Source organism: Solibacillus ferritrahens (assembly GCF_037027585.1).
Classification (GTDB): domain Bacteria; phylum Bacillota; class Bacilli; order Bacillales_A; family Planococcaceae; genus Solibacillus; species Solibacillus ferritrahens.
In genome coordinates, this window is the sequence record NZ_JAXCLE010000015.1 from 36,957 (window position 1) to 50,096 (window position 13,140).

Consider the following 13,140-nt stretch of genomic DNA (forward strand, 5'->3'; position numbering starts at 1 on the left):
GGCTTTGTACAAAACCATGCTGTATTCCGTTCTGCTATTCAACTTCTATTGCTATTACATCGCTGACATCCCCATTACTAAACCGAGTTAGGCTAGAAATAATATATGTACCTTTTTCACTTGGTGCAGTAAATCGAGCGGTCGTTGCGATTTCCTCATAATTATAATCTTCCTGCCACAGCTGAATCGAAACACTCTTAATATGCTGATCATATTTAAATTCAATCTCTTCATTCGGTTGAATTTTAATATAAGGCATATTCGATTCCTGTACCAATTCATGAGGCGCTGCAGTATCCACACATGTAGCTTCGCCAGCAGAATGCCAGCAATAGCTTCCACGAATAGAATCAATTGTTTGTTCATTAGTTACAACCGTTGCCGTAGGAATTTCGGTTACTTCATTTTGGACTAAAAAGAAGCGCCCGACAATAACAAGAATAATAAGGCCGATAATTACAAATAAACGATTTACATTTTTCAATGAATTTACCTCCAATTAAGTTAATACTTTTAATGTAATTTTGGATAAGGCTCACTGGTAAAATTAAAAGCTATGCAAAACAGTTAACCTGTAATTGCATAGCTTTGCATTAATTTGCGTTACCATTTTGATAAGTCAGATAAGTCTTATATAAATCTTACTAAAAACCAAAATATAAGTCTATTTTATTTTCGCTGTTGTTCGTCCACGAAAGAAGAGAGGCTAATCATAATCTTGATAACTGCTAAAAAGAAACGCGTTATCATAATGTGAATGAGTGGGAAATAATTAGGGGGGTAAAAGGATAATATTGTCATATTATGCTATTCTTAAAGCAGGAGGTGTGAATTAATGGACTATACCGAGTTGAAAAAATTTAAAATGCGTTATTTTATTCTGTTTGCGATTTTCTTATTTATAGCGAGTATTGTATTGGTGTTTGCAGTCGATTTCCCGGAAAGTGAGCAATGGATTACATTTATTATGTCCATTTGTTTTTTGGTGTATATTGTATATCAAACAAAGAAATGGAATTTTACGTATAATGAACAGCCAATGAATACAATCATGTCAAAAGGACGCTGGGCAAGGTACTTATCGATAACCACCTGCTTTCAGTTAATTACCGTTGTATTTACAACGATTGTAGTAACACTTCTGTATCTTATGTTTGAAGAACTTTTACAAAACTTATTTTTATTTGATCCGATGATCGATTTGGAAGAAGTGCAGCCATCATTACTCGTTTATATTTTGTTTTTCATTAATATTTGTATTCTCGCACCTATTTATGAGGAACTTTTGTTCAGAGGGATCCTACTTCGTCGCTTTACTTTGAGATGGAGTCCGCAAAAAAGCATTATTATTTCTTCTATAATTTTTGGGATTATTCATCTTAATCCGATTAATGTAGTGTTTGCTTTTGCATTAGGCTGTGTGCTCGGCTATGCGTATTTAAAAACAAAAAATATATTTGTTCCGATGTTATTACATAGTTTCAGTAATTTTCTTGCATTCCTTCAATATGTATATACAAATCAAACGGCCGAACTTGATTTACCTTCGACAGAAGAAGCACAGCGTGAACTGTTAATGAACGGTGTTTTGTTTATAGTATTGGCAGTCGTTATTGTAATTTTGCTTGTTAAATATTATAAGCGCTTCCGCCAATTAAAAAATCCGCCACCGAAAGTCGAGGAGCAAGGAGAACTTGATTCTATTTAAGTAATAATAAACAAAAAACCGCTCATGATGCTTTTATAGTGCAACATGGGCGGTTTTGTATATTTATTAAGATGCCTTAGCTCTTTTTATGCCTACACGTTCAGCATTTGTCCGAACACACCTTGTTTTTCAATAAGCTGCTGGCGCGTTCCTTGTTCGATAATTTTCCCTTGTTTCAGCACGATAACATAATCGACTTTGCGAATTGTATTTAGACGGTGTGCAATTATAAAGCTTGTACGATTTTCCATCAGCTTTTCAAGGGCCTCTTGAATATGGAGCTCAGTCACTGTATCGATACTGCTTGTCGCTTCATCCAATAATAAAATTTTCGGGTCTGCAACGAAGGCACGCGCAATAGAGAGCAGCTGTTTTTGACCTTGAGAGATTTGACTGCCATCCGCGCTTAAAATTGTATCGTATTTATTTGGAAGCTTATCAATAAATGAATGGGCATTTGCTTTTTTCGCTGCCTCATAAATTTCCTCGTCTGTTGCATCAAGTTTCCCGTAGCGTATGTTTTCTTTTATCGTCATTTCAAATAGAAACGGATCCTGTAATACGAATGCCATTTGGCTACGTAGACTGGCTTTGGAAATTTCTTCAATATTCATATCGTCAAAAACGATTTTCCCATCCGTCTTTTCATATAGCCCTGTTAAGAGCTGCATAATCGTCGTTTTACCTGCTCCGGTTTGGCCGATTAACGCAACCGATTGCCCTGCTTTCACCTCAAAAGACACATTCGATAAAGTAGGGGAGGATGCCTGTGAATCATATTGGAACGAAACATTTTGGAAACGGACATTACCGAGTATCTCAACATTTTCCCCAACGGTTTTATCTTCTTTTTCATCCATAATTAAAAAGACACGTTCAGCACCTGCAAGAGCAGATAAGACGGTGTTAAATTGGTTTGCCAAATCATTCAGCGGACGGGTAAACTGACGTGCATATTCTGTGAAAATAATAATTGTCCCGATAGAAATATATCCATAGTAGGCAAAAAGACCACCTGCAAATGCAACAATTGCAAAACTTAAGCTATTTAAGGTGTTCATGACTTTTGGGATGAAGCCGGAATATGTTAATGCCCAAAAGCCGACAGTGCGAATCCGCGTATTTTTTTCATCAAATTGGCGCAGCATTTCGTTTTCTTGAGAGAAGGCTTTAACAACATGCTGACCTGTGATCGATTCTTCAATTAAACCATTCATTTCTCCAATGGCTGCTTGCTGTTGTTTAAATAACAAGCTTGTTCGTTTTGTAATCCAGCGCATGCCGTAAAACATAAGCGGCACAATCAGCATCGTGATGAGCGTTAAAGCAGGACTCAGCCACAGCATGACGGCTACGGTACCCGTCAATGTTAATATACTTGATACGACTTGGATGAAGGCACTGTTTAAGGTTGCACTGATTGTTTCGATATCATTTGTCGCGCGGCTCATTAATTCACCGTGCTTTCTTTTATCGAAAAAGCGAAGAGGTAGCCTGAAAAAATGCCCGTATAACTGTGTACGAATGCGAAAGACCGTTTGCTGAGCGATGCTGACCATCCAGTAATTTTGGAAATAGCTCGCTAAACTGTAGAGCAAATATATGACCGCCAATCCATATAGCCAATATTGCAGTTGGCTTAACGAACTGCCATCAATAAACTGATCGATTAGTCGTCCGATAATAAATGGTCCGATTAATGCGAGTGCAGAGCTTAATACGACGAGAAGCAGCACAGTAATTAGAAGCATTTTTTGCTCGGCAACAAAATCAAGAATACGTTTTAAAGTGTACGTCCAGTTTTGAGCACGTTCGCCTTTCTTCTTTTTTCCGCTTGCATTTTTTATTTGTTCTTTCGTGATGATAGGTTCATAGTTGAAAATCTTCATTCGGCAAGCACCTCCTGCTGTGAAGCCACAATTTTCGCATACAATTCGTTTGTTTCTAATAACTCCTCATGTGTGCCAAAGCCATGAAGTTGACCTTCATCAATAAGTAGTATGCGATCGGCCGTTTGTGCTGTTTGAATTTTTTGTGTGACAACGAGCATTGTTAATGACTCTGAATCGAGCGCTTCCCATAATTTTTGCTCGGTCGCAACATCAAGCGCCGAAGTACTATCATCCAAAATGAGTAATGAAGCTGGCTTCAGCAGGGCACGTGCAATGGCAAGACGTTGTTTTTGGCCACCTGATAAATTTATGCCGCGTTGTCCAATCATTGTCTCGTACTGTTTATCAAAGCTTTCAATGGACTGATGAATTTGTGCTTTTTTCGTCGCTTCAATAATTTGTTCAAGCGATGCTTCATTTTGTCCCCAGCGTAAGTTGTCCACTATCGTCCCTGAAAAAAGAAGTGATTGCTGCGGGACATAAGTAATCGAGCGGCGCAATTGTTGTAACGGGATTTCTTTTATATTGTGACCATTTATATAAATCGCACCACTGTTAGCCTCGTAAAAGTGTTCGATTAACTGTAAAATGGTTGATTTACCTGAGCCAGTTGCGCCCATAATCGCTATTTTTTCGCCACTATGAATTGAAAATGATAGATTCTGAAGCGTATACTGTTCGGTTGTTGGATAACGGAAAGAAACATTATCAAAACGAATCGAGAAGTCTTCAAGAATAGGGGCTTCATTTTTCTCTACTTCCTCAGTTCCTTCGTTAACATTTAAAATTTCCTCAATACGCTCAGCAGAAGCTTTGGCGCGGGCATAGGCAATAATAATAAATGAAAAAATAGAAAATGAAGCTGTCATACGGAATGCATAGTTAATAATTGCAGCTAAGTCCCCAGCAAGAATATCGTTCTCCCGAATCGCATCTGCACCAACCCATATTACAATAAGTAAGCTAATATTCATCACAAATTGAAGGACAGGCAAAGCGATTTCCATAACACGTGTCGCTTTAATCGTATCAAACTTCAAGTTTTCTGCGACCGATAAAAAGCGGCTTTCTTCATACTGTCCCCGCATATATGCTTTGATCAATCTTACAGCTTGCAAACCTTCCTGAAGCTGTCGGTTCACAAAATCAAGTCGATGCTGTACTCGTGCAAATAGCTTGATGCCAATCGATACCATCCATACGAGAAAGATAAGCAAAAAAGGAAAGCTTACACATAAGATCAAGGCAAGTTTTGCATTGATGATAAATGCCATAATGAGCGAACCTATTGTCATTAATGGTGCTTTCATTGCTATTCGTAGCATCATAAAGACAATATTCATTGTTTGCGTTACATCACTCGTTAGCCGGGTAATTAGACCCGATGTCGGAAATGTTAAGTATGTAGCCATTGTCAGCGATTGAATTTTACTATAAAGTGCCTTACGTAAATCGAAGCCGAAGCTATGTGCGACATGTGCGGAGAAGAAGGAGTTTAAAACACCGCTTATAAAGGAAAACAGTGCCAATACAAATAAACAGCCACCCCAGAATGCAACATTGGACAAATTTTCTTCTAATAAACCTTCATTGATCATCTTTGCCATGAAAAGTGGCTGGATCAAGTCGCTTGTCAGCTCTAAAAGCATTAAAAAGAAGGCAATTGCGGCAGGCCATTTATAGCGCCTCATAAATTGGAAAATAGTTTTCATGTGATTACCTCTCATGTTGAATTCTTTAGATTTTAACTTCTGATTTACCTATATAAAAACCAAGCTCTCTAGATTACAGAAGCTTTTAAAATGATTTTTAACAATTCTGTCATATTTGATATCTATTATGCCATTTCATCTAAATGAACTCAATAAAATTATTTCGAGAGTCTAAATAATAAAGAAAAAAAGAGTTGAGCTGAATGCTTTCACATTCAAATCAACTCCTGTTTTCTTAGTCATGCACTAAAGTTTGTGCAATAGCCGGATTTTTTTCAACTTCATGAAGCTTGTTGAATGATGCAATGGCAACTTCAACCATTTCATCTTTTGGCTCTTTTGTCGTTAAAAGCTGCAGCCATAAACCTGGATAACCTAAATAACGTAAACCGGGAATATCACGTACCGCGTTTGTTGCTTGTAATACTTCAAATGAGATGCCGATTACGACTGGGATTAATAGTATACGACTTACAAGACGTACCCATAGAGGATCTACTGGCACAAAGAAGTATGTAAACATGCCGACAATTACTGTGAATAAAATAAAGCTTGAGCCACAACGATAGTGCAGGCGGGATTGCTTTTGTACATTCTCAACCGTCAATTCTAGGCCGGCTTCATAGCAGTTAATTACTTTATGCTCAGCTCCGTGATATTGGAAAACACGTTTAATTAAAGGTGTCATCGTAATAATTTGTAGGTAGGCCAATAATAAAACTAACTTAAAGCCTGTTTCGATAAGAATCTGTACAGTTTTTCCGGGGAACCATGGTTTAAGAAATTCTGCCAGAAACATCGGTACTAATGTAAAGACAAATTTCCCGAATAGAAACGATAATACACCGATAACGGCTACGCCTAAAATCATCATTAACTTCGATGGTTCCTCACCACCGCTTTCTTCTTCTTCACCTGGTGTCACTTCATAGCGGTCTGAAGCAAACTGTAAATGCCGAGATCCAAATCCTGCCGATTCGATTAACGCCACAACACCGCGAACGAATGGAATTTTTTTCAGTTTTTGATATATAGGCTTTTTCTCTTTTTTAACGTGGAAATAATCAATGGAATCATCATTTCGACGAATTGCAGTTACCATATGATCTTGCCCGGTGAACATGACACCTTCTAAAAGTGCTTGCCCACCATATACTGGCGCATTATTACTCACTTGCAGCACACCACTCTCTAATTATATTTCTATTTTTGTACTTTAAAAATAGAAGGGAATCTACCCTTATCCATCTTAAAGTTTCACTTTCATATTGTACTAAATTTTGGTGAAAAGCACTATTGATTCGAATAGTTTTTTTACAAACGGCAATACTGTAAAAAAAAGAGGAGTTTTGATTTGTATGCATTTATTGATTACGGCTATAGTCGCAGCACTTTTAATGACCATCAGTTTAAAAGGTTTGCACTTTTTTAGTCTTATTCCATGGCAACCCGTTTCTTTTCTAAAAAAATATGAATGGTTTGAATGGACTGCCTTTGAACGATGGGCTGTTCTGTTTTTAATCCTGGCAGTATGTGCGTATGTGATTACGTTACTGGCACAGTTTTTGTTTAAGGCGCCACCTTTTTTATTTTCGTTAATTTTAGGGCTGGTTATTGCAGTAATTTTGGAATGGCTGATTTTAGATCTTCCAATTGAATTTTCTTCGGTGAAAAAGTTATCGATTCCCTTTATCATAGTAGTTTTGACGATAATGCGTTTTATTATTGAAACTGCCCAGTATAAGAAGTTATATATATATCGATAGGTGAAAGTATTGATGTCTGAAAAGTCTGTGATAAAATAGGGTCAGTATGAAAAAAGGGGCACACATAGATGAAGCTACTTATTTTAAATGGTCCAAATTTAAATCGCTTAGGGAAGCGTGAGCCGGAAATTTACGGAGCTGAAACATTGGACGATGTAAAGGTGAAATGTGAAAAGCTTGCAAGTTCGTTCAATGCTTCCATCGACTTTCGCCAGTCCAATCATGAAGGGATCCTCATTGACTGGATCCATGAGGCAGCTGACACAGACATAGATGGCATTGTTTTTAATCCTGGTGCATATACACATACAAGTATCGCGCTACGGGATGCGATTGCTTCTGTACATGTACCGGTAATCGAAGTGCATATTTCAAACATTCATGCACGGGAAGCATTCCGTCACGAATCAAAATTGGCGGCACAATGTATAGGGCAAATTTGTGGACTTGGTACATTTGGCTATGAGTTGGCCATCCGCAAGTTTTTACAACAATAAAAAGGGGAATGAGAAATCGTGAAACTAGCAAAATTACGTCAGGCTTTAATTGAGCATAATGTAGATGCTTTATTGATTACAAACGAGTATAACCGTCGCTATATGACAGGTTTTACTGGGACTGCAGGAGTGGCAATTGTCTCGCAAAATGATGCGGTATTTATTACCGATTTCCGATATACGGAGCAGGCTTCCGAGCAGATTAAAGATTTTCGAATTGCTCAGCATACTGGGACAATTTTTGATGAAGTAGCAAAACAAGTAGAGCTAATGGGCGTGAAATCATTGGCATTTGAAAAGGATGCTATACATTTTGGTACATATGAAATATATAAATCTGCAGTGAAAATCGATTTTATCCCAGTTTCAGGCTTAATTGAAAAAATTCGCTTGATTAAGACTGCAGAAGAGATTAATATTATTAAGGTTGCTTGTGAAATTGCGGATAATGCATTTACACATATTTTAAAGTTCATCAAGCCTGGTATAACAGAGCTTGAGGTTTCGAATGAATTAGAATTTTTCATGCGTAAACAAGGTGCTACAAGTTCTTCTTTTGATATTATTGTTGCAAGTGGATTGCGCTCAGCACTGCCACATGGTGTAGCGACAAATAAAATTATTGAAACGGGCGATTTTGTAACCCTTGATTTTGGTGCTTACTATAATGGATACATTTCGGACATAACACGTACAATCGCTGTAGGACAACCTTCAGAGAAGTTGGTAGATATGTACAATGCTGTACTCGAGTCTCAGCTTCTGGCACTTGAAAAAGTGGGTCCAGGCATGACAGGGATCGAAGCAGATGCAGTGGCACGTGATTACTTAAAATCAAAAGGCTTAGGCAGTGCATTTGGTCATTCAACAGGTCATGGTATCGGCTTGGAAGTGCATGAAGGACCTGGGTTATCATTCCGTTCTGAAACTGTGCTGGAGCCGAATATGGTTGTAACAATTGAACCGGGTGTCTACATTCCTGGAATTGGTGGCGTTCGAATTGAGGACGATATTTTAATCACAAAAACGGGTAATGAAGTACTAACACATTCGACAAAAGAATTAATTATTTTATAATTTGGAGGAAACAACTCATGATCTCAGTAAACGATTTCCGTACAGGTCTAACAATTATCGTTGACGGTAACTTATTCCGCGTACTTGAATTCCAACACGTAAAACCAGGTAAAGGTGCTGCATTCGTGCGTTCTAAATTACGTAACTTACGTAATGGTAACGTAACAGAAAAAACATTCCGTGCTGGTGAAAAAGTAGAAAAAGCGATGATCGAAAACCGCAAAATGCAATATTTATATGCACAAGGTGACGAGCACGTATTCATGGACATGGAGTCTTACGATCAAACTACTTTATCTGAAGCACAAATTAAAGAAGAGTTATTCTACTTATTAGAAAATATGGAGCTTCATATCCAATCTTATCAAGGTGAGCTAATCGGTATCGAATTACCGAATACAGTTATTTTAGAAGTAGCTGAAACAGAGCCGGGTATTAAAGGCGATACAGCTTCAGGCGGTACTAAACCAGCTAAAATGGAAACAGGCTTAATGGTAAACGTACCATTCTTCGTTAACCAAGGTGACAAACTAATCATCAACACAACTGAAGGTTCTTACGTTTCACGTGCATAATCTGTACGTATAAGTGAATTCCTGCATTTAAAAGATAGGGATACTGCATTTCTTGCGGTATCCCTATTTTTATTGTGACAATCTATATTATAGGGAATATACATACACCTTCCATTCACTAGAAATTATAGATAATTAAGGGTTAGGTTAGTATAATTAAAGAAAGGAGTGGAACGACTATGAAATCAAAGTTTTCGATTGAAAAGCCAATAATTCAAGCACCGATGGCAGGTATTACAACTCCTGAATTTGTGGCGGCTTGTTGTGAAGTGGGAGTATTAGGTTCGATTGGAGCAGGCTATTTAAATGGCGATGAGACGAAGGAATTCATTAAAAAAGTTAAATCAATAACGAATAAGCCATTTAGTGTAAATTTGTTCATTCAGGAGGAGCCTGGAATTGATGTTACTGTCCTTCAAGATGCACGTTCGGCGTTACAGCCGATTTATGATGAACTGGGAATACCAAATATACAACGCGTTATATCGACAGAAGTTTTCGATGGGCAAGTTCAAGCAATTATTGATGAAGGTGTAAATATAGTATCGTTTACATTTGGCATTCCCGACGAAGATACCATTATGAAATTGAAGTCGCATGATGTGTATTTGATTGGCACAGCAACAACAATCGAAGAAGCTATTGCGGTTGAAAAGGCAGGGCTAGATGCAGTTGTTTTACAGGGCCGGGAAGCAGGCGGTCACCGAGGTTCATTTACCGAGCCTATCGAACTAATTGCTACAGCGGATTTAGTGATGACTGTACGGGAAAAAGTATCGATTCCGATTATTGCTGCAGGGGGCATAATGACAAAAAAGCATGTAAACAGCATGCTTGAAATAGGGGCCTCATTTGTACAAGTTGGAACGGTATTATTGACGGCCCATGAGTGTGGTGCTGCAAAACCCCACAAAAATGCCATTTTGAATTCTCCACAAGAGTCCACAACATTGACTAAGGCATTTACAGGAAAATATGCACGTGGTCTTAAAAATAAATTTACCGAGCAGTTAAAGGATGCTATAGTTGCACCTTATCCAATCCAGCATTATTTAACATTACATATTCGGAAAGAGAGTGCTAATCAAAATAAGCCCGAATACATGTCCTTATGGATGGGGGAAAATAGCTATTTGGCTAAAGAAGGATCGATAAAAGAGATTATCGGGCAGTTATATCATTAATGGAAAAATCACCGATGAGGAAGGATAAAAACTTTCTCATCGGTATTTTTTGTGCTTATTTCGTTATGAATTGCATATAGTTTCGTTAAGGAAGGAGGGCTTTATTGGAATTACAAGATGTGCTTCGTGTTGCAGGGGTTGGGTTGATTATTGCACTTCTTCATTTATTTTTCGAACATTTAGGAAAAAAAGAGTTTTCATTTTTCTTATTCTTTATTGCGTATTTATATATGACGATTGAATTAATCCGATTTTTGCGCTTGTTCTTTCAAGAGATTGTCATATTTTTTCAATGGTTGACAGCAGTCTAGCTAAATGATTGCCTTATTTGCTAGTGTCATTTACTTAGTTCTGTTTTTATTTTTAAAACAGACAATGGACAAGTTGCACTCGATTATTGTCGTCATCGCTTTTTTTATTTTTTTCCAATTTATTATTCGCGAACAATTAATTCCACTTTGGCAGCGACTGGCCGTTATTTTTAACAGTGTTCCATATAGTAAGGGGCTATTGTTTACGGCATTGCTTTTCCTAATGAATGAGTTGATCTGCCAGCTATTGGAGCAATATGAGTATGATGCATTTGCGACGCTGGTTACATTGTCCATACGTATGACAGCAGTTTTATATTGGATCAATCTATTGCAACCTAAGTTTCAGGTGTTAATCCAACTATTAGAAAGGCTACAGTAATGGAGACGTTCTTTTCAATCTTTACCGAGCCGTTTCAATCTTTGTTATTTTCATTATTGCTCGTTGCAATTTACATTTTATTGTATTTGCTGTTAATTGCCCTAGTGCCGAGTGAAGCCGTGTTAATAGAACAGCTATTTATACTGCTTTTCATCGTTGTATTTGCACAAAATGTAGTCGATGCTTTTGTCGTATTATATGAGTTGATTGCATTGCTTCAAAATTTTTTCATGGCTATATTACCGATTATGACGTTCATGCTGTTGACAATTCAAACTGTTTTTACAGCAATCGCCTGGAATCCTATTATCATTATATTTGTTCAAGTTATTTTATTTGTCAGTACGAACATATTAATACCAGCCCTTGTCCTCGCCTTAGTTTTCGATGTATGTACGAAAATATATCCTGCAATTTCCTTTACTAAAGCTGCAGACCTTATTCGCTCTTCCATATTGAGCGTCATGATTGCTTCTGTTGTGGCTCTCACATCTATTCTTACATTATCCGGTATTGCATTTATCCAATTAAACGATGCATTGAAATCTCCTATAAAAAAACTAATAGAACAAAACATTCCGTTAATCGGAAGTCTGATTGTTGAAGGATTGTCCTTTTTCCAAAAAACCCAATCAACTGTTTCGACTTTTATTGGATTATCCTTTTTAACAATCGTTTGGGGGGCGGCCTTTTATCCTGCAACTGTATTGCTCTTACATGCCTTGCTTTTTAAAATCATGGGTGCAGTTACCGAGCCTTTTACGAATATGCGCTTAAGCAGTTTGTTTGATGATGTCGGGAAGACGCTGTTTGTTTTATGCGCAGTCGCTTTTTTACTCGGCTTTGCGATTATGTTTATCGTGCTATTATTTATTTTCTTTATGCAGATGTCCATAGGAGGAAAAACGTGATTCAATTATTTCTATTTATTTTGCTGGGGAGCAGTTTGCTTGTGTTTGCAGATGAAAAGCAGTGGCACGTCTATGTGAAGCTTGCCCTATATTTATTTGTTACAAGCACAATTCTTTCATTCTTTGCATAACCGTGTTCTTTCGTTCATACATTATTTTGAATTCTAGTAGAGAAGGGGGCGCATACGCTTAATAATGTGGAAAAGAAACAAGCGAATCGTCCTATCGTTTTAATCTTTATTGCCGTTGTATTTATTCTTAGTTTATTCTTTCTTCTACCACAATCAGAGAAAGGGGAAAAAAATCGCTCAAATGAAGAACAGCTTGCAAATTTATTAAGTGAGATTCATTCAGTCGGACAAGTACAGGTATATTTTCACTATGATCAACAAAGGGAACAACAGTTTTTAGCTGTGACACAACAAGAACAACTATCAGGTGTCATTATTGTGGCACAAGGAGCAAACAGGGCCGATGTGAAAATCATGCTAAAGGAAACGGTAGGGCATGTTCTTCAAATTCCGGCGCATCGTATTCAAGTTGTACCAATGCAAATTAAGGAGGAAAATAAGTGAAAGTGAAAAAGCGAACAGTATGGTTTTTAACATTAGTAAGCCTAGTTGCGGTAATTTCTGTATTCTACATTTTTGAAGACAATACACCGAATATTTTATCGATTTTTTCCGATGAAGCTATTAATGAAACGGATATTTTAGGAGTTAACCAAAATCTAACTCAACCAGTTAATTCAGAAAGTGATTTATTCCAGGAAGTGCGCCTAGAGCAAGCAAACAAACGAAGCCAATTGAAAGCGCAATTAACACAAAAGATTGCATCCGATGAATACAGCGCGGAAGAAAAGAATACGGCATTCAATGAAATGGACGAACTTATTAAACTAGAGTCTTCAGAGGCAATGTTGGAAATGCTTATTAAATCAATCGGCTATTCCGATGCACTTGTCCGAATTGACGATGAAAAAGTAATGGTAACGGTTATGTCTGATGAGATATCAAACAAGCAGGCAAGTGAAATTATGTATATCGTTCGTTCTGAATTTAATGACTATGTAAACGTACAAGTAAAGTTTGAACCTTTTAATTAACCGCTCGTCCTATTAAAGTG

16 protein-coding genes are annotated in these 13,140 nt (G+C 37.4%); 12 read left to right on the plus strand and 4 right to left on the minus strand.

Annotated elements, in window-relative coordinates:
• Window positions 1-34: 34 nt before the first annotated feature.
• A complete protein-coding gene (locus tag SNE38_RS14300) occupies window positions 35-484 on the minus strand; it encodes a cAMP-binding protein (RefSeq protein ID WP_191704023.1) in 450 nt (149 codons plus the stop codon).
• Window positions 485-835: 351 nt separating this feature from the next.
• On the opposite strand from SNE38_RS14300, the gene SNE38_RS14305 reads away from it, so the two are divergent.
• Window positions 836-1,708 (plus strand): CPBP family intramembrane glutamic endopeptidase, encoded by an 873-nt coding sequence (locus SNE38_RS14305; RefSeq protein ID WP_191704022.1) that lies wholly within the window; start codon window positions 836-838, stop codon window positions 1,706-1,708.
• A 92-nt stretch (window positions 1,709-1,800) separates the two neighbouring features.
• On the opposite strand, the gene SNE38_RS14310 is transcribed toward SNE38_RS14305, so the two are convergent.
• The 3 genes from SNE38_RS14310 to SNE38_RS14320 all read right to left on the minus strand — a co-directional run bounded on the left by SNE38_RS14310 (window position 1,801) and on the right by SNE38_RS14320 (window position 6,435).
• Entirely contained in the window at window positions 1,801-3,597 is a 1,797-nt protein-coding gene (locus SNE38_RS14310; RefSeq protein WP_191704021.1) for an ABC transporter ATP-binding protein, read from the minus strand.
• Window positions 3,594-5,312, minus strand: a complete 1,719-nt coding sequence (locus SNE38_RS14315; protein WP_191704020.1) for an ABC transporter ATP-binding protein — start codon at window positions 5,310-5,312, stop codon at window positions 3,594-3,596. The genes SNE38_RS14310 and SNE38_RS14315 overlap by 4 nt, the downstream gene beginning before the upstream one ends.
• Window positions 5,313-5,547: 235 nt before the next feature.
• Window positions 5,548-6,435, minus strand: coding sequence for a DUF1385 domain-containing protein (locus tag SNE38_RS14320; RefSeq protein ID WP_225223786.1), 888 nt, complete (start codon window positions 6,433-6,435; stop codon window positions 5,548-5,550).
• Between the two features lie 235 nt (window positions 6,436-6,670).
• Between SNE38_RS14320 and SNE38_RS14325 the strand changes: the two genes are divergently transcribed.
• The 11 genes from SNE38_RS14325 to SNE38_RS14375 all read left to right on the plus strand — a co-directional run bounded on the left by SNE38_RS14325 (window position 6,671) and on the right by SNE38_RS14375 (window position 13,120).
• Window positions 6,671-7,078 (plus strand): DNA helicase, encoded by a 408-nt coding sequence (locus SNE38_RS14325; protein ID WP_191704018.1) that lies wholly within the window; start codon window positions 6,671-6,673, stop codon window positions 7,076-7,078.
• Window positions 7,079-7,146: 68 nt separating this feature from the next.
• A complete protein-coding gene (gene aroQ / locus SNE38_RS14330) occupies window positions 7,147-7,575 on the plus strand; it encodes a type II 3-dehydroquinate dehydratase (RefSeq protein WP_191704017.1) in 429 nt (142 codons plus the stop codon).
• A gap of 15 nt (window positions 7,576-7,590) precedes the next feature.
• Window positions 7,591-8,652, plus strand: a complete 1,062-nt coding sequence (locus SNE38_RS14335; RefSeq protein ID WP_336046782.1) for a M24 family metallopeptidase — start codon at window positions 7,591-7,593, stop codon at window positions 8,650-8,652.
• 17 nt (window positions 8,653-8,669) lie between these two features.
• The gene (gene efp, locus SNE38_RS14340; protein ID WP_191704016.1) at window positions 8,670-9,227 is read left to right on the plus strand and encodes an elongation factor P; all 558 of its coding nucleotides are present in this window, start codon (window positions 8,670-8,672) and stop codon (window positions 9,225-9,227) included.
• Between the two features lie 179 nt (window positions 9,228-9,406).
• Complete coding sequence (locus SNE38_RS14345) at window positions 9,407-10,411, plus strand: NAD(P)H-dependent flavin oxidoreductase (RefSeq protein ID WP_191704015.1); 1,005 nt, start codon at window positions 9,407-9,409, stop codon at window positions 10,409-10,411.
• A gap of 104 nt (window positions 10,412-10,515) precedes the next feature.
• A complete protein-coding gene (locus tag SNE38_RS14350) occupies window positions 10,516-10,722 on the plus strand; it encodes a stage III sporulation protein AC (RefSeq protein WP_191704014.1) in 207 nt (68 codons plus the stop codon).
• 4 nt (window positions 10,723-10,726) lie between these two features.
• Entirely contained in the window at window positions 10,727-11,104 is a 378-nt protein-coding gene (locus SNE38_RS14355; RefSeq protein ID WP_191704013.1) for a pyruvate formate-lyase, read from the plus strand.
• Window positions 11,104-12,015, plus strand: a complete 912-nt coding sequence (locus SNE38_RS14360) for a stage III sporulation protein AE (protein WP_191704012.1) — start codon at window positions 11,104-11,106, stop codon at window positions 12,013-12,015. Before SNE38_RS14355 ends, SNE38_RS14360 begins: the two co-directional genes overlap by 1 nt.
• Window positions 12,012-12,146, plus strand: coding sequence for a hypothetical protein (locus SNE38_RS14365; protein ID WP_263618324.1), 135 nt, complete (start codon window positions 12,012-12,014; stop codon window positions 12,144-12,146). Before SNE38_RS14360 ends, SNE38_RS14365 begins: the two co-directional genes overlap by 4 nt.
• A 66-nt stretch (window positions 12,147-12,212) precedes the next feature.
• Window positions 12,213-12,590 (plus strand): hypothetical protein, encoded by a 378-nt coding sequence (locus SNE38_RS14370; RefSeq protein WP_191704011.1) that lies wholly within the window; start codon window positions 12,213-12,215, stop codon window positions 12,588-12,590.
• Complete coding sequence (locus SNE38_RS14375) at window positions 12,587-13,120, plus strand: SpoIIIAH-like family protein (protein WP_191704010.1); 534 nt, start codon at window positions 12,587-12,589, stop codon at window positions 13,118-13,120. Before SNE38_RS14370 ends, SNE38_RS14375 begins: the two co-directional genes overlap by 4 nt.
• Window positions 13,121-13,140: the final 20 nt, after the last annotated feature.

Excerpts from the sequence above, each read along its gene's own strand:
- SNE38_RS14305 (WP_191704022.1), top strand. The coding sequence starts at position 836 with ATGGACTATACCGAGTTGAAAAAATTTAAAATGCGTTATTTTATTCTG.
- SNE38_RS14310 (WP_191704021.1), bottom strand. The coding sequence starts at position 3,597 with ATGAAGATTTTCAACTATGAACCTATCATCACGAAAGAACAAATAAAA.
- SNE38_RS14315 (WP_191704020.1), bottom strand. The coding sequence starts at position 5,312 with ATGAAAACTATTTTCCAATTTATGAGGCGCTATAAATGGCCTGCCGCA.
- SNE38_RS14320 (WP_225223786.1), bottom strand. The coding sequence starts at position 6,435 with ATGTTCACCGGGCAAGATCATATGGTAACTGCAATTCGTCGAAATGAT.
- SNE38_RS14325 (WP_191704018.1), top strand. The coding sequence starts at position 6,671 with ATGCATTTATTGATTACGGCTATAGTCGCAGCACTTTTAATGACCATC.
- aroQ (WP_191704017.1), top strand. The coding sequence starts at position 7,147 with ATGAAGCTACTTATTTTAAATGGTCCAAATTTAAATCGCTTAGGGAAG.
- efp (WP_191704016.1), top strand. The coding sequence starts at position 8,670 with ATGATCTCAGTAAACGATTTCCGTACAGGTCTAACAATTATCGTTGAC.
- SNE38_RS14345 (WP_191704015.1), top strand. The coding sequence starts at position 9,407 with ATGAAATCAAAGTTTTCGATTGAAAAGCCAATAATTCAAGCACCGATG.
- SNE38_RS14355 (WP_191704013.1), top strand. The coding sequence starts at position 10,727 with ATGATTGCCTTATTTGCTAGTGTCATTTACTTAGTTCTGTTTTTATTT.
- SNE38_RS14360 (WP_191704012.1), top strand. The coding sequence starts at position 11,104 with ATGGAGACGTTCTTTTCAATCTTTACCGAGCCGTTTCAATCTTTGTTA.